Raw genomic sequence first — 16,258 nt, forward strand, 5'->3', positions numbered from 1 at the left:
CCCTCACTCTTCTTTTCATACTTTAGTATGATTCCGACCTTATAATAGAAATAGGTTGTACATATCAGCCACTGCGAGTACAGAAAACCTTCCGATTGCTGTTATCCCCAGATTCCTTTGATCTGATAAATAGAGGAAGAAATCCGGTGATAAAGGCAACCGCTTCGCTTCTCTAGGTCTTTTCTGTTCTCTCCGTTCTCATGTCAATTCCACATTTTAATTCATTCCATAAACCTTTTACCGTATTAATTCACGGTCTTAAACCATTCGTTTACTTCGGCGGTAATCTCGTCGCCACCCATCGACTTCCATTTCGTTACAAACGCATCGAATTCCTCAAGGCCAACTTGCCCATAGATGATTTTGCTGAACGTATCCTTCTCCAGCTTGTCGAGCGCATCCTTCTTCATCTTCATTGTATCGGTTGGCGCACCCGTGAACTTGTTCTTGATCGCATCATCCTTATGTGCCACTACAACTTGAGCTGCAGCAAATACTTCCGGTTTGTTGGCAATGCTCGTATTTTTCTCAAAAGGTGTCTCCGGTTCCTTGCCTGTCGCGAGTTCTGCAAGCGTATCCATCATCAGGTTCGGGATCCGTGCACCGTCATAGGTAATCGTGTATTTCAGCGGCGATACGCCATCTTTCACTTCAGCTTCGCCCACAACTTTGCCGTCCACGATGTCATAATCATATCCTTGGGCAAATCCATGCTCAAACTCGCCGCCCACCTCCGGATTGGCAAAGTTATCGAACAGATAATTCTGATAGGTGAAGAACACTTCCGGGTTAGCCATATCCTTGTTAATCAACACTACCCCGTTGCTGGCTCCGGAACCATGATGATGACTCTCACCCGTCGGGCCGGTCGGCAGAGCAATGGCTTTATAGGTGGCACCGTCCACATTTTTCTTCACGTCATCAATGGGCCAGTTAGGCATCCAGTGCGGACCCACGATGATCCCGGCCTTGCCTGCTGTAAACAGTTCAGCTGCCTTGATCTCATCATATACGCCAGCTTCCTTGGGCAGATAACCTTTGGAGAGCCAGTCTTTCATTGTTGCCAGACCTTCCTTCACTCCTGGCTGCACCGAGCCGTATTGCAGCGTTCCGTCTTCAGCCTCGTTCCATTGACCTGGCATCGTGTTATACATGCCGAAGATCCAGCCGGATTCCGTCATCCATGTATTCAGCGCATTCTTCATGCCGACGGTCAAACCATACGTATCCTTCTTGCCATTACCATCCGGGTCCTGATTCGTAAATGCATCCATGACCGCAACGAGCTCTTCGATCGTTTTGGGTTCTTCCAGTCCCAGCTTCTTCAGCCAGTCTTCCCGGATAAACATCACCGGATCGCCGTTGTAGGCATAGTCGAAGATCGGAATGCCATAACGCTGTCCCTCATACATGTAAGGATACCATTCCTCCGGTGCCGATTCGGCCGCCTGTTTCCATGTGTCTGATGCATATTTATCAAACAGTGCACCTGCATCAGCGAACTTGCCGGACTCAATCAACTCACGCACCAGGTTGTAGTCCCCACGGATGGAGACGATATCCGGCAGCTCCTCGTTGGCAGACAGGGACAGGCGGAGCTTTGTATAGAAGGCGTCATTGGTCACTGACACAGCCCATGGTGTGGTCAGCTCTATGCCGAGACGCTCCTTGGCCCATTTGGTATGCACATTGCTCTGTGCCGTTTCCCCGTTCTTAAACTTCGTGTCATCGTTCCAGGCCCGCAAGTAGCTCATCTGCACCGCCGGTTCGTACTTCCCGTTCTGCATCGCAAGCGGAGCAGCCGCTTCCTTCGCAGGTTCCTCTTTGGCCCCCGAACTGCATGCTGTTACAGCAACCATGGTTAATGCAAGCACTGCCGTCATCATCTTTTTATACATGAACTAACCCCTCCTCAGGTAACTTTGGATACCTTTTGTGCATCTCGCATCACCCATCCATGCTTCATGCACCTTACATGAAAAGGATAGTGCAGCCGGGGAGGCAAACATATATCACAATTTCAATGTTCATATTGATTTGTTAACCGTTCCGAAAATCCTGTGGTGTCAGGCCATAATGCTTGCGAAACACTTGAATGAAGTAAGGGGTATTGTTATAGCCCACTTCCTGGCCGACTTCATAGATCTTCATCCCGGTATGCTTCAGCAGGTGCACGGCGCGTTCCATTCTGGAGCGAATAATATAATCACTGATGCCTTCGCCAGTGGACTGTTTGTACATTTTGGACAAATACACCGGATGCAGATGCACCTCTCCCGCAATGACCTGCAGGGACAGATCCTCTCCCAGATGATGGTCAATCCAGTGCTGTACCTGCCGGATCAGGGTGGACCCGCTCTCTTGACCCGAGTCTTGCGTACGCTCTGTCCATTGCTGCATGACGTTCCTGGTCCATGCCTCCAGGCTGCGCAGCGATACGCCATAACCATCCTTCAGCAGCTGCTGATATTGTTCTCCAAGCACATCGGATAACTGTTTGCCTTCCCGGTGAGCCATATAAGAGAAGGCTGCCGCCAAATAATGAAAGGCAACGTAGACATGCTCCGGAAATACGCTGCCTGATAGCTCGGCAAAGATCTGATCGATCTTGCGATGTGCATCCTCCATTCTCCCGGCTTCCAGCAGCGTTGTCAGACCAGGTGGTTCATAGAGCGCAGTAAGTGACTTCAAGGAGGCTCCATGCGAGCTGGCTGCGGCATTCAGATGCAATCCTTTCCCTGCTTCACCCTGCTTCCGCAAGACACTCACAGCCTGATGATACAGCTGCGGTACCTGATGCGGGAAACGGCCTGTTTTGCTGACCGATAGCGAGATTGTTGCGTTCAAATACTGCTTCACACTGTGTATCAATCGATCGCCCAGCCGTCCCATCAGCAGTTCCGGTTCAGACTGTGCCTGTTTCGGACAGGCCATGAACACGAGATCATCATACGCATCATCGGTATGGCAGAGATGGTAGCTGCTGCTGAAGATTTCTTCCACCACATTGGATATGGCGTATTTCATTAATCGAAATGCCTTGTGCGTTGGCTGTGGGTCATCATAGCGGATCAGCAGCAGCTGCATTTTATCCTGGGGGCGGAAGCCGATCTCCAATTGTTCCAGCTTACCCTCAAGTTCATCTTCGGCAAACTTGCGCCCGAGCAGCACATCCTTCATTAACTCCGCCCTTTTCTCCGGCAAATGCTCCCTTACCGAATACATGGCCCGCTGATGCAGCTGCTGTTTCTCTCCTTCCAGCCGGATCTGCACGGAGGCCTGCTGCACGGCTTCGATCAGTTCTTCATCGCGCACCGGTTTAAGCAGATAACTCACCGTTCCATGTTTAAGGGCCTGTTTGGCATAATCAAAAGACGCATGTCCTGATAAAATAATGCATTTGGTCTGCTCCCACTTTTGCCGAATATGACTAACGAGATCCAGTCCCGACAGGCCCGGCATACGGATATCCGTAATGATGATATGAACCTGATGGGCAGCCATCTGCTGCAACGCTTCCTTGACCGAATATGCCTTATACACCTGACCGATACCATATTCCCTCCATGCGATAGAAGAAGCGATGGATTCCACCGCTGAGTGTTCGTCATCCACGACCATTAGATTCATCATGAGATTGTTCCTCCTCAAACCATCGTATTTCCACACTAAGTCCGCCGTAAGGAATGGCTGCAAAATGAAGCCCGGATGAATGCCCATATCGCGTAACCAGACGCTGGTGCACGTTCCAGGTGCCGGTACCGATCTCCTCACCCATCGGCTCGTTCACTTCCCGTTCCAACGCTTCAATCTCTTCGGATGTCAACGTAACCCCATCGTTATCCACGAATAAACTGTAGCGGTTGAAGGATTTTCCTTTGATTTGCTCTTTGGCCGACATTCCGGTCACCACGATATGGCCACTGCCTTCGCTTGGTTCAATGCCATGAATGACCGCATTCTCCACAATCGGCTGAATGAGCAGCCTTGGAATCTGCTGCTGCATCAGCTCCTGCGGTACAGCAATTTCGTAGGATAAACGATTGGTCCGCATCTGCTGTATGGACAAATAATTGTCGAGCAGCCGAATTTCCTCCTCTACCGTTGTCATGTCATTCTCATCCCGGGTGATGTACCGGTAGTAGTCTCCCAAACTCAGCGACATCGCAATAACGGCTTCCGAATGACCGAGCTGGGTCATATTTTTAATATAGAACAGGCAGTTGTACAGGAAGTGCGGATTGATCTGTGACTGCAAATGCTTGAGCGTGGCTTCTCTTGAACGAATGCGTTCCTCGTACACCTTTTCGATCAATTCCTGAATTTGTTCCGCCATATGATTGAAGCTCTGGGTCAAATACGCAAATTCATCGCGTGAATGATCCACCGGGATTCGGGTCGACAGCTGGCCTTTGCGAATCTGCTGCAGCCCCTGCATCAGGCGATAGATGGGAATCTGTACCTTGCGGTAGAGCAATAATGCCGCCCCGATGCTCAAGGCCAGCAGCAGGAGTATGGATGTAACAAACATGTTCCGGCTCTTATCCATCGGGGTGAGCAGATCATCCAGTACAACGGGATTTACATAGACGCCATGAAGCTGTTTGGAAGGGACATAACTCACCAGATACTGCTTGCCACCGGCCTCCAGCTGATGATTCCCCTCGCTGTCCAGCCCGTTCAACGGCATATTTTCCATAATGGCCTGGACCAGATCAGGGTCAGCACTGCGGTTTAATAAGGGGTCATTGCCTGGCACGTACAGAAAAGGGTCCCCTCCCTGCGCCTCCTTGAAGTCATCCAGCATGGCGACAATATTCATGGGATCAAAATTAATCTCCATCACGGTCCGAACCCCTGTCGTCGCTGGCTTGGCATTCCACTCATAATTGTCCGTGAAAAAAAACGTGAATCCTCCCTCATCCAATTGCCACTGGCCAGGCTGGGGAAACTTCAGCATGTTCTCATTGAAGACGGTTCGGCTTGCCTTGGTGGATAACACCAGTTCGGCCTGCGGAAGCACAATTGTAATGTCGTTTTTCCAGCGGCTGGTGGACTGGTACAACGATAATTTGTCGAGAATGTCGAGATAAATGCTGTTCTTCTCATACTGGCTGGTCGTTTCCGTCATGTAACGGTAATGCAGTATGCTGGGGTCCCTCAGAAGGGTAAGCCCATAGAGCGAGAGCTGCTCAATATTTTTATCTACCTGGGAGCTGAAATAATTGAATTGGTTCAAGCTCGATTGCTGTTTCTCCTCCACGACCATGTCCACGTTTGCCTGGTTGGCATAGGTATAGAGCAGCAAGATGGGCACCAGCAGGCAGATCAGCAGAATGACCGTTTTTGCAAATACTGTGAATTTCATCGTTTCACCCTGTCTCGAGATATAATCGAACGTGTTCGAAGTCCTATTTTATATTGAAAACCCTTTCATATCTATATTGATTTTTGAAAGCGTGGATGTCATCAACAGGTTAACAAATCAACATTCGCCTTGAAATGTTGGTCTATAGCGCACGCTTTTCAGTTGCTATAATTCAGTTGCTCCACTTTTTGCAAGAGGCCGAAATGCCTCACCCTGCGGAGGCTGGACGATACATAAGGAGGGACACTGATGGCTATGGAACAACCATTAACAACCAACACACCGGTACGACAGGCGATACGCAATCCACGCAAACGTACCCGCTGGAACTTCAAACGCACATGGCCGCTGCACCTGATGCTGCTGCCTGCTGTACTGCTCACATTGCTGTTTGCCTATGTACCCATGGGCGGCATTATTATTGCTTTTCAGGATTTCAAACCGTGGCTCGGATTCACGGGCTCCAAATGGGTAGGATGGGATAACTTCCGGTTCATGTTCGAGTATCCGGACAGTGTGCAGGTGATCTGGAACACCGTGCTGATTGCTTCCATGAAAATTGTGGCTGGCCTGGTGGCCCCGGTGGTATTCGCCATTTTGCTGAATGAGGTGCGAAACTCCACCTTCAAACGGTTCTCACAGACACTCGTGTATCTGCCCCACTTCCTGTCCTGGGTTGTACTAGGCGGCATTCTGCTCGACATGCTGTCCCCAGAGGGCGGACTGGTGAATCAGGTGCTGGCTGCTGCAGGGATTGAACCGATTTTCTTTCTCGGAGATGGTGACTGGTTTCGGGTAACGGTTGTCATCAGTGATGTATGGAAGGAATTCGGATTTGGCACAATCGTATTTCTGGCTGCGCTTGCGGGGATTAATCCGGCTCTCTATGAAGCTTCCGAGGTGGATGGGGCAACACGGCTCAAGCAGACGCTGCACATTACGCTGCCTGCCCTGGTGCCGATGATTATCGTGGTGGGAACGCTGTCCCTTGGCAATATTCTGAATGCAGGTTTTGACCAGATTTTCAATCTGTATAACCCGCTCGTATATGAGAAGGGCGATATTATCGACACGTTTGTGTACCGGATGGGGATCCTGAATGGCAAAATGAGCTTCGCAACAGCGGTTGGACTATTCAAGTCCTTCGTCGCGATGTTCCTGGTCATTACTGCCTACCGGATGGCTTACAAAATCGCCAATTACCGCATTTTCTAAGGGGTTTAGCATACTGCATTAAGGGGGAATCAAGGTGTATCACAAAACGACCGGATACCGGATATTCAATGGCTTCAACCTGTTCTTCATTGCGGCCGTTTCACTGCTGTGTGTGCTGCCGCTCGTTCATATTCTGGCGGTCTCTTTCAGCGGCAAGGCGGCAGCCTCCGCCAATCTGGTCACACTCTGGCCGATTGATTTTACCGTAGACGCCTATACCAAAACGTTTGGTAACAGCAACTTTCTCAGTGCGCTCTGGATCTCGGTTCAGCGTACCGTTCTTGGCACGCTGCTCAGTATGGTGCTGGTCATTCTGACGGCATATCCATTATCCAAAGAAAGTCTTCATTTCAAAGGACGCTCGATGTATGCCTGGTTTTTCATCTTCACAATGCTGTTCAGCGGCGGGCTGATCCCGTCCTACATTTTGATTCAAAAGCTGGGGCTAATTAACACGCTGTGGGCACTGATTTTGCCTGGAGCGGTTGCGGTCTGGAACCTGATTCTGATGATGAACTTCTTCCGTAATGTTCCGAAAGAGCTGGAAGAGGCTGCTTTTATCGATGGAGCTAACCATATTACAACCTTGTTCCGGATCTATCTGCCGGTGTCCATGCCCGCGATTGCGACGATCTCGCTGTTCACGATGGTAGGCCAATGGAACTCCTGGTTTGACGGGCTCATCTATATGAATGATGCTTCCAAATATCCGCTGGCTACGTTGATGCAGACCATTATCGTACAGCAGGACTTCTCCAACATGAATGTGGATGCCACGCAGCTTCAAAATATGTCTCAACGTACGGTTAATGCTGCTCAGATTTTCATTGGTGCGCTGCCGATCCTGCTCGTGTATCCGTTCCTGCAGCGTTTCTTCGTCAAGGGGATTGTGCTTGGGGCGGTAAAAGAATAGAACGAACGCGAATTATTGTCGCATCATCTCATCCCGGGGCTTTTGTCTCGGGGTGTTTTTCCGTTTAGACGAATGGCTTTGTTATATTCATTAATTAACTCATCCAGAATCATCGATTGACGAATGACCTCCGGATGCATTAATTCCGCATGTGAATTTGCGATCTGGTAGAGTCTTTGCCGTGCCTTTTCGATACATTCCTGAATGGTTTCCGGATTATGCACCATACTCCCGCCCCCTGTTGTCCTTCAATAACCATCACCCAAAAAAGACCATCTATTATAATATTCGGAACATGAAGGGCTGCGGATTACCCCAAATTTAAAATTTGTATATTTTTTCTTGTACAGGCTGAAATAAGTAGGTGTATTAAAGGAGCTTCTACCAAGCAGGAATAAAAAAAATGCCCCCTCTTCAGCTTGAAGAAAGGACAAGTTTTAGGACTGATGGGTGGAAGCCTGAGCAGCGGCCTGCAGCAAAGGCTGCATAAGGCCAGGGAATCGTGTTTCCAGATCTTCCAACCTCAAAGTGAGAAAATGCTGGGTACCCTGTACTCTCACCCGAATGACGCCAGCTTCCCGCAGGGTGCGAATATGATGGGACATCGTGGACTTCACAACAGGTGCATTAAAATGACTGCAGGGCTGCTCTCCACTCTTGGCTGCTTCCGCAACAATGCCAAGGCGGGTCGGATCGCTTAACGCATACAACACGGAAGAAAGTTCAATATCCTCCAATTGAGGATGATGTAAAATTTTCATAATGTAGTCTCCTTTTTTCAGACTATCCATTGTATTTTAGCACAATTCCATGATATATTTCTAATGTTCGATACCAATCGAACTTTAATTTATAATTTCGTCAATGGTTCCCCTGCTGTCAGGCATGGGATTCACTGTGTATCTCATTTTGCAAATGTTACATACCGTTTCTGAAATGTTGCGAAATTACAATTAGTTCAAGGAGGTTTTCATGAATAACACCGCAACCGCATCCCCGGGAGAACGAACGACCGGGCTACAGGAAGGGTTAATTGTAAGTTTGCTCGGTTTCACGGTCGTTCTCGTCGTCATGAATACGATGATGTTCAACCTGGCCCTGCCCAAAATTGCAGCCGAATTCCAGCTCTCTTCCGTTGCTTCCTCGTGGATTGTAACAGGTTATTCCATCGTTTTTGCCATATCGTCGATTACCTTTTCACGCCTGTCGGACTTTGTACCGATTCGGACGCTGTTTACAACCGGTCTCACTTTACTTGGTGCAGCATCGGTTCTGGGATTCTTCAGCAATCACTTCATTATCCTGCTCTGTGCACGCCTGATTCAGGCAGCAGGCGCCGCATCCGTGCCGGGACTCGCCATCGTGCTCATCACACGTTACGTTCCGAGTGACCGCCGGGGTAAATCCATGGCTGTGATTATGTCTGCCAGTTCCCTTGGTCTTGGACTTGGTCCTGTCATCGGTGGCAGCATTACTCAATTTCTTGGATGGCATGATCTCTTTATCGTTACGGGGTTAACGTTATTCCTGATCCCTGTATTTTTCAAACTGCTTCCGAGTGAAATGCCGCAAAAGGGTTCGTTTGACTTGCTGGGCGCATTGCTTCTCGCGATCGGAACAACGGGCGTTCTTCTGTTCCTCACTTCACGCGAGTGGGTCACTCTTGTCGTTGGTGTCGTAGCACTTCTATTGTTCTGGTTACGGATTCGCCGTGCGGCCGATCCATTTGTCCAGCCAGCCCTGTTCAAAAACAAAAAATATATGATGCTCAGCTCGCTAGGGATCGTTTCCTACATTAACAACTTTGCTACACTGTTTCTTTTGCCGCAAATTCTGGCCCATCTGTACGGCTTGACACCAGCCCAATCCGGACTGGTTATCTTCCCTGGTGCAGTTGTCTCCATGCTGCTGTCCAACCGGATTGGGCGAATGATTGACAGACATGGCAATACACAGCTGCTTAGGTTTGCACCATGGCTGCTGCTCGCTGCCGCGGGATTATTCGCTCTGTTTGCGGATAACAGCATCTACGCCATTATGGTCATTTATATCCTGCTGAGTGTAGGTTTCTCCGCTCTCACTACGAGTGTTTCCAACGAACTGTCCAATAACCTGACCATGGATCAGGTGGGTGCAGGCATGGGCCTGTTCCAACTTAGCCAGTTCTTCAGCGGTGCATTCAGTGTTGCCGTAACCGGCGTGGCGCTGACTGCGATGCAGCAGCTGTCCTTGTCGTCAGCCTATACGAATATTTTCTGGGGTATGACCGTGGTTGCTCTGGCATCCGTGATGTTCTCTTGGGTGTATCTGTCTATGCAGTCCCGCAAAAAAGCCTCTTCTACTTCGTCCTAATTCAAGCTCTTAAGGAGTGACAGACTAGACTAGATTAGCTAGGCTTCTCAAAATAAAATAAGCCCCAAGGACATGAAATCATGTTCTTGGGGCTTTTGCTATTCGGATTTACTTTATATCTCTCATGATTATTATTCAAACATATCCAAACGCAGACGTTTCAGGCTTGTATGCTTGATATACCATTGACCGTCGATCTGAACAAACGTCTCATGGTAATGTCCAAATCCGTGGAAGGATTTGTTCTCGTTGCCTTCGGGGAATGTTACCCAATCCTCCATCGGAGAAATAACCTTGGCTTCGTTCGCGGATACAAATTCAACCTCGGCGCTGTGTACGTGATGCACGGTTACAGCAACATCCACCAGGTCACGGAATACCTGCACGATGGTGTCACGGCCCGTTAATACCGGAATGGGGTTACCTTCCGTACTGAAATCAGCTACTGCATCCGGAGCAAACACATCGCCCAGCGCGTCCCACTGCTTCGTATCAATAAAGCGGCAATAACGTGCCTTCGTGTTACGGATATTTTCGAGTGCAAGCAATTGTTCCAGTCCTGTGATGGTTGATTGGCTCATCTGTTGTCCCTCCAGAGATGTAATAGGTGGTAAAGATATGTATCTATTAATCTTCCTTATTGTACCATTCCGTTTGTATTAGGCACAACGGCATATTGTATGCTTGGCTATGACTATGAAAAAAGTCCGAAAGATAGGCATGCTGCTTCATGCCTCTCCTCGGACTTTTGAACTTATTCGTATCTATATACAAAAAGTAAAGTGGGTTGCCACACTCAGCTAGAAGCTGATTCGCTCTTCCCCCAAGCGTTACCTCTGATATGCCTTCATCTGGGCAGCCAGCTCGGACATTTTCTTATTGCTTAGATAGTTCTCCATCTGTTCCTCGGCATGAATCATCACCTGCTGAATTAAACAGCCCTCGTTATGGTTCTGAGAGCACTCGAACAGGGAAGCCTGCCCTTCAATGGCGTGAATAATCTCCAGAAACGAAGGGTCCGGATTTTTGCGACTCAGACGGTAGCCACCGTTGGCCCCGGAAGTGGATTCAATCATGCCCGCTTTAACCAGTTTGGTCAATATTTTGGACAGATAGGTTGGGGAGACTTTCTGCAAATCAGCCAGTTGATGAACACTAACCAGCTGCTCCGGTTCTGTAATCACAAGGTGAAGCATGGTATGCAAGGCATAGTTGGTTGCTTTTGAATATTTCATGAGGGCACCTCATTGTATGCGGATTTAATTTATCCATAATAGACTTGATTGAGCTCGCTGTCAAACCCCAGAGGATCTGCGATTTCGCGGTTACTTGGAACCTCTATATATAGTAGTTATTAATTGTGATAAAGTCCTCGGTACTCTGTAGGTGTCATGCCTTCGTGCGCCATGAACTGGCGGTTGAAATAACTGGCGTTCGGGTATCCCGCCTCCTCGGCAATCTGTCCAATGTTCGCCGTTGGACGTTCGAGCAGCCACTGTTTCGCCATCTGCAGCCGGGAACGGGTTACGAATTCCATCGGCGTCATCTCGACGGCACTCTTGAACAATTTGCAAAAGTAATACGAGCTGACACCCGCCAGATCCGCCCAATCCTGAAGCAAAAACGGCTGACATGCCTCCTGCTGCATCTGCGGGAGCAGTCCGAGAATGCGGTTCTCCGCTTGGCTGGTACGTGTATTTTTCAGAGGCACTGCATGCTGGACAAACTCCGCCAGAACAGCATACGTCAACGTGGACAGCTGTGCCGGGCGCAGCATCCGGTTCTGTTCTGCCTCGTGCAGCAAGGCCAGATGAGCCTCTTCCCAAGGGGCTTGCTGCCGCAGCGTCCACAGCAGATTGCGATGCAGCCCCCGTTCAATCATGTAGTCATGGAGACGTTCACCGTAAAAATGAACCCAGCGCACATCCCACGGATCATCCTCACTGCTGTAATAATGCTGACGCTGCTGTGGGAAATAGAGTACCGCCTGACCTGCCCGAAGTTCATGGATAATCCCGTCCACTTCCACATATCCCTTACCAGAAGCTACATAGTGAATATTGAAGTTATTAAGTGCTCCAGCCTCCCGCAACACGGAATGCTCGGGGTGATCCACATAATGGCCAACGGACTCGGGATAACAAAAATATGGAATATCCTGAAGGGTTAGCAATACAGTCTGTCTCATCATGAATATTTCTCCTTGGCAAGCAATATTGTGCTAATAGATCTCAATATATTATCATTTTCATTCATCGATCTATTCCTTATAATCACAATATACATTCATCCACAGGAGGAAACAACTCATGAATTCAGATCGAAAATTACGCTGGGGCATTCTTGGTAGCGCTAGCATTGCCAAAGGTTCTGTCATTCCTGGTTTGCAGCAATCGGAGTTGAATGAAGTGGCGGCGATCGCAAGCCGGGACGAGGAAAAGGCGAAACAAACCGCCGATCAGCTTGGAATCCCCCAGGCTTACGGCAGCTATGAAGCACTGCTCGAGGATGACTCCATTGACGCTGTATATATCCCCCTTCCCAACCATCTTCACCGGGAGTGGACGATCCGCGCAGCTGAGGCGGGCAAACATATTCTGTGCGAGAAACCACTCGCGTTAACCGAGCAGGAGGCACGCGAAATGGCGCAAGCCTGTGATGATGCCGGAGTACTGCTCGCCGAAGCATTTATGTATCGGCATCATCCCCGTTACGACCAGATCAGAAATGTCATTGCCAGCGGTGAAATTGGGGAAATTCGCGGTATTCACAGTACATTTTCGTTCAACAATTCCGGTTCTGCAGGCAATGTCCGGTTCAAACGTGAATGGGGCGGCGGTGCTCTCTATGACATCGGCTGTTATTCCATCAGTGCAGCAAGGCTGCTGCTCGGCCAGGAACCTTCTGCGGTAACGGTCATTGGCATGTTCTCCCCTGAGCATGACCATGTCGACATGATGGCCTCGGGTTTACTTGAATTCAATGATCACGTCGGCGTCACGTTTGACAGCAGCATGTGGGCAGCATTCCGCAATACGCTGGAGGTGCTGGGATCGGATGGCATCATCGAGGTTCCGTCCGCATTTATCAGCAAACCGGACCGCAGCTCGAACTTCTACGTTACGGCGGGCGGTGATCGCAGGGAAGTTGAGGTCCCTCAGGTCAATCATTACTCCCTGCAGGGGGATGATATGGCACGCGCCGTGCTTCAAGGTAAAAATATGCGTTTTGCTTCATCTGATGCGGTGGCCAATATGAAAGTACTTGAAGCCTGCCTTCGTTCTGCAGAGGAACGTACACGAATTACACTATAAGCGAGGATGGTGCGTACAATGGAATTCATTACAATTAATGGTGCAGGAAAACCGATTTCCCGGTTGATCAAAGGTACGGATTATTTTGTGCATGATGCTTACGAAAAAGCTGCAACGAATATGGATGCTTTTCTGGCGATTGGCGGAAATACCGTAGATACGGCTCACATCTATTGTGGTGGACAGAGTGAAGAAGTGCTCGGACGTTATATGCAAGAGCGCGGTAATCGCGATCAGGTCGTCATTCTGACAAAGGGTGCCCACCATGATATGAACGGCCCTCGTGTCAATGCCGATGCTATTCGCAGCGATCTGCTTACCAGCCTGGAACGTCTGCAGACGGATCATATCGAATTGTATGCATTACACCGGGACGATCCAAATATTCCTGTAGGTATCATTCTTGAAGCACTGAATGAGCACATCGAGTCAGGTAAAATTGGTGCGATTGGTGCCTCCAACTGGACTTGGCAGCGTTTGGAGGAAGCCAACACGTATGCGGCTGCACATGGTCTGAAGGGCTTCACATTCAGCAGCCCGAATCTCAGCCTGGCCAAGGCGAACGAGCCATTCTGGGCTGGCTGTGTATCAGCAGATGCAGAGACACTGGCATGGCATGAACGGACACAGCTTCCGCTGTTGTCCTGGTCCTCGCAGGCACGCGGCTTCTTCACCGGTCGTTTCACACCTGAGGTTCGTGACAATGCCGATCTGGTTCGTGTCTTCTACAGTGACGGCAACTGGGAAAGACTACGCCGTGCCGGGGAATTGGCCGAAACAAAGAATACGACAGCAATCCAGATTGCATTAGCTTATGTATTGAATCAGTCCTTCCCGACCTGCGCACTGATCGGAGCGCAGAATCGCGATGAGCTGTTATCCTGTGACGAAGGCTCACGCCTGACTCTGACTGCAGACGAAATTGCCTGGCTTGATCTTGCCAGCGATGCCAAACCAGTTGTGTAACTGAAAGAACTGATCCAAAGCGGAAACGCTTCAAATGCAGTACAGTTGAAGAGACGGCCCTCCCCACTTTCGAAGCGGGAGGCCGTCTCTTTTCCTTACTAAAATAAATAAAGAGGGCACCAACCAGAGAAACGCTGGAGGTACCCTCACATGAACATATATAATGACCTTGAACAGGTCCGTCTTACAGTTTAACGATCTGACCAGTCTTCTCGGATTCGAAGGCTGCCAGAATGACCTGCAGGGAACGAAGACCTTCTTCACCGGAGATGCTTGGAGGCGTTTGAGTCACAATGGATTCCACAAATGCGTCGATAACGCCGCTTGGTACCTGCTTCTCATTCGTTGCCATCGCACCAACTTTGTACGTTTCAACCGTACCGTTCGTCAGCTCGACGATTACTTCATCGCCTTCGACCGTACCGATTTTCATAACGCCATTCTCGCACCACAGAACCGTACTGTTATCTCCTGCTCTGTATTGAGTCCAGCTGGCAACGAGTGTACCAATGGCACCGCTCTTCATGCGAAGCAAGCATGTCGCATTGTCATCCACTTGCGTGCCTTCTTTGTGCAGGGTGCTGATGAACCCAGCCACTTCGGACACTTCATCGTTCAGCAAATAGCGAATGAAGTCAGACTTGTGCACGCCGAGGTCACCCATAGCGCCCATGATTGCTTCTTCCTTACGGAAGAACCAGCTCTCTGCTCCGTCTACACTCCATGCTTCCGGTCCTGGATGACCAAAGGAAGTACGGAAGTTCAGCACTTTACCCAGTTTGCCGGAATCCAGGATTTCTTTTGCTTTGACGTGTGGAGGCATCAGGCGTTGGTTGTGTCCAACCATCAGATACACACCGTTTTTCTTGGCAGCTTCAATCATTTGCTCGCCTTCTTCGGTGGTAACAGCCATCGGCTTCTCAACCAGCACGTGCTTGCCTGCATTCGCAGCAGCAATGGCCATGGAAGCATGCAGATAGTTAGGTGTGCATACGCTAACAGCATCAACTGTTTCATTTGCAAGCAGCTCTTCATAGCTGGAGTAAGCTTTGCCGCCGTATGTTTCGGCCATTTTCTCTGCACGCTCCACAATTGGATCAGCAAAAGCGACAAGCTCTACGTTTTCATTAGCAGCGTATTCTGGAATATGTCTGCGTTCAGCAATGGCTCCACAGCCGAATACAGCAACTTTAATTTTACTCATGGATTAATGTCCCCTTTGACAAGTAGATTCAGCATTTGCTTCATTTAATGATTCGAATTGCTAGATTAAAATTGGTTCAGGTAGTTCTGTTTCAACCAGTTATAACTGTTGGCTACGCTTTCAAGTGGAGGATTCTGACATACATCCTGTTCCACGATCAGCCATTCCACGCCTGCGCTCGTTGATGCTTCAATAACTGCTGGCAGGTCAACCGAACCTTGTCCCAGTTCCAATGTTTTCATCTGACCCTGTTCGTCTTTGCTGAAGTCCTTCAGATGGAGAAGCGGCAGACGGCCTGCATATTGATTAATATACTCGATCGGATTTTGTCCCGCAAATTGCACCCAACATACGTCCATTTCCACTTGTACAGCCTCTGGAGTTGTTTCAGCGAACATGGCATCAAAGGCATTTTTGTCGCCAACTTGGCCATGGAATTCGAAGTCATGGTTGTGATAACCAAAGATCAAACCTTGTTTCGCTGCTTCCGCACCATATTGCTGTAGTTCAGCGAACAACTTAGTCCAGCCTTCAGCATTATCAGGGCGATCTTCAGGCATGAGGTAAGGACAGATCATATATTGAGCCCCAATGGTTTTGAGGTAATCAATTTGTTTTTGCAAATCTTCGCGCATCGCGTGCAGGGAAACGTGGCTGCTGAATCCTTTGAGGCCCAGCTCATCCAGCAATGCTTTCATCTCTTCGGCAGGAATGTCACCATAACCAGCGAATTCCACACCTTCATAACCAAGCTCTGCTACCTTGCGCAATGTGCCACGAAAATCTGCTGCAGTTTCATCACGGAGGGTGAACAATTGCAAACCAATATTAAGTTTTTTCATGAATGATACACCTCTGCTCTCAAATTTGCTTTCATTGCTCTATCTGGTATCATCCTACCGCAAAACAGGCTAGAATGAACATAT

General features: G+C 49.1%; 15 protein-coding genes. 5 read left to right on the forward strand and 10 right to left on the reverse strand.

The window, feature by feature from the left end; all coding sequences use genetic code 11:
* Nucleotides 1–245: 245 nt before the first annotated feature.
* The 3 genes from GUA98_RS22115 to GUA98_RS22125 form a co-directional block, all read right to left on the reverse strand.
* Nucleotides 246–1,898 (reverse strand): extracellular solute-binding protein, encoded by a 1,653-nt coding sequence (locus tag GUA98_RS22115; protein WP_193724390.1) that lies wholly within the window; start codon nt 1,896–1,898, stop codon nt 246–248.
* A 142-nt stretch (nt 1,899–2,040) separates the two neighbouring features.
* Nucleotides 2,041–3,633, reverse strand: coding sequence for a response regulator transcription factor (locus GUA98_RS22120; RefSeq protein ID WP_193724391.1), 1,593 nt, complete (start codon nt 3,631–3,633; stop codon nt 2,041–2,043).
* Nucleotides 3,608–5,368, reverse strand: coding sequence for a sensor histidine kinase (locus tag GUA98_RS22125; protein WP_193724392.1), 1,761 nt, complete (start codon nt 5,366–5,368; stop codon nt 3,608–3,610). Before GUA98_RS22125 ends, GUA98_RS22120 begins: the two co-directional genes overlap by 26 nt.
* Before the next feature lie 249 nt (nt 5,369–5,617).
* Here GUA98_RS22125 and GUA98_RS22130 point away from each other — a divergent pair, with 249 nt between their 5' ends.
* Together GUA98_RS22130 and GUA98_RS22135 are read left to right on the forward strand one after the other, a co-directional pair.
* Complete coding sequence (locus tag GUA98_RS22130) at nt 5,618–6,583, forward strand: ABC transporter permease (protein WP_095361708.1); 966 nt, start codon at nt 5,618–5,620, stop codon at nt 6,581–6,583.
* A 34-nt stretch (nt 6,584–6,617) separates the two neighbouring features.
* Complete coding sequence (locus tag GUA98_RS22135; RefSeq protein ID WP_095292286.1) at nt 6,618–7,496, forward strand: carbohydrate ABC transporter permease; 879 nt, start codon at nt 6,618–6,620, stop codon at nt 7,494–7,496.
* A gap of 23 nt (nt 7,497–7,519) precedes the next feature.
* On the opposite strand, the gene GUA98_RS22140 is transcribed toward GUA98_RS22135, so the two are convergent.
* Both GUA98_RS22140 and GUA98_RS22145 read right to left on the reverse strand, forming a co-directional pair.
* Nucleotides 7,520–7,723, reverse strand: coding sequence for an aspartyl-phosphate phosphatase Spo0E family protein (locus GUA98_RS22140; RefSeq protein ID WP_193724393.1), 204 nt, complete (start codon nt 7,721–7,723; stop codon nt 7,520–7,522).
* 210 nt (nt 7,724–7,933) lie between these two features.
* Nucleotides 7,934–8,257 carry an ArsR/SmtB family transcription factor gene (locus GUA98_RS22145; RefSeq protein WP_095292283.1) on the reverse strand — a complete coding sequence of 108 codons (324 nt, stop codon included), beginning with the start codon at nt 8,255–8,257 and terminating at the stop codon, nt 7,934–7,936.
* Nucleotides 8,258–8,468: 211 nt separating this feature from the next.
* Between GUA98_RS22145 and GUA98_RS22150 the strand changes: the two genes are divergently transcribed.
* Nucleotides 8,469–9,848, forward strand: coding sequence for an MFS transporter (locus tag GUA98_RS22150; RefSeq protein ID WP_193724394.1), 1,380 nt, complete (start codon nt 8,469–8,471; stop codon nt 9,846–9,848).
* A 131-nt stretch (nt 9,849–9,979) separates the two neighbouring features.
* Here the strand turns inward: GUA98_RS22150 and GUA98_RS22155 are convergent, their stop codons facing one another.
* The 3 genes from GUA98_RS22155 to GUA98_RS22165 all read right to left on the reverse strand — a co-directional run bounded on the left by GUA98_RS22155 (nt 9,980) and on the right by GUA98_RS22165 (nt 12,039).
* Entirely contained in the window at nt 9,980–10,429 is a 450-nt protein-coding gene (locus GUA98_RS22155; RefSeq protein WP_095361704.1) for a nuclear transport factor 2 family protein, read from the reverse strand.
* A 249-nt stretch (nt 10,430–10,678) separates the two neighbouring features.
* Nucleotides 10,679–11,083 (reverse strand): Rrf2 family transcriptional regulator, encoded by a 405-nt coding sequence (locus GUA98_RS22160; protein WP_095292279.1) that lies wholly within the window; start codon nt 11,081–11,083, stop codon nt 10,679–10,681.
* Nucleotides 11,084–11,202: 119 nt separating this feature from the next.
* Complete coding sequence (locus GUA98_RS22165) at nt 11,203–12,039, reverse strand: AraC family transcriptional regulator (protein WP_095361703.1); 837 nt, start codon at nt 12,037–12,039, stop codon at nt 11,203–11,205.
* A gap of 118 nt (nt 12,040–12,157) precedes the next feature.
* Here GUA98_RS22165 and GUA98_RS22170 point away from each other — a divergent pair, with 118 nt between their 5' ends.
* Together GUA98_RS22170 and GUA98_RS22175 are read left to right on the forward strand one after the other, a co-directional pair.
* Nucleotides 12,158–13,162 carry a Gfo/Idh/MocA family protein gene (locus tag GUA98_RS22170; protein WP_193724395.1) on the forward strand — a complete coding sequence of 335 codons (1,005 nt, stop codon included), beginning with the start codon at nt 12,158–12,160 and terminating at the stop codon, nt 13,160–13,162.
* 18 nt (nt 13,163–13,180) lie between these two features.
* Nucleotides 13,181–14,128, forward strand: a complete 948-nt coding sequence (locus tag GUA98_RS22175; RefSeq protein ID WP_193724396.1) for an aldo/keto reductase — start codon at nt 13,181–13,183, stop codon at nt 14,126–14,128.
* Between the two features lie 184 nt (nt 14,129–14,312).
* On the opposite strand, the gene GUA98_RS22180 is transcribed toward GUA98_RS22175, so the two are convergent.
* Both GUA98_RS22180 and GUA98_RS22185 read right to left on the reverse strand, forming a co-directional pair.
* A complete protein-coding gene (locus GUA98_RS22180) occupies nt 14,313–15,332 on the reverse strand; it encodes a Gfo/Idh/MocA family protein (protein ID WP_095292274.1) in 1,020 nt (339 codons plus the stop codon).
* A gap of 65 nt (nt 15,333–15,397) precedes the next feature.
* Nucleotides 15,398–16,174, reverse strand: a complete 777-nt coding sequence (locus tag GUA98_RS22185; protein WP_095292272.1) for a sugar phosphate isomerase/epimerase family protein — start codon at nt 16,172–16,174, stop codon at nt 15,398–15,400.
* Nucleotides 16,175–16,258 lie beyond the last annotated feature (84 nt).

The organism is Paenibacillus sp. P13VS (genome assembly GCF_015143645.1).
Lineage (GTDB): Bacteria > Bacillota > Bacilli > Paenibacillales > Paenibacillaceae > Paenibacillus > Paenibacillus xylanilyticus_A.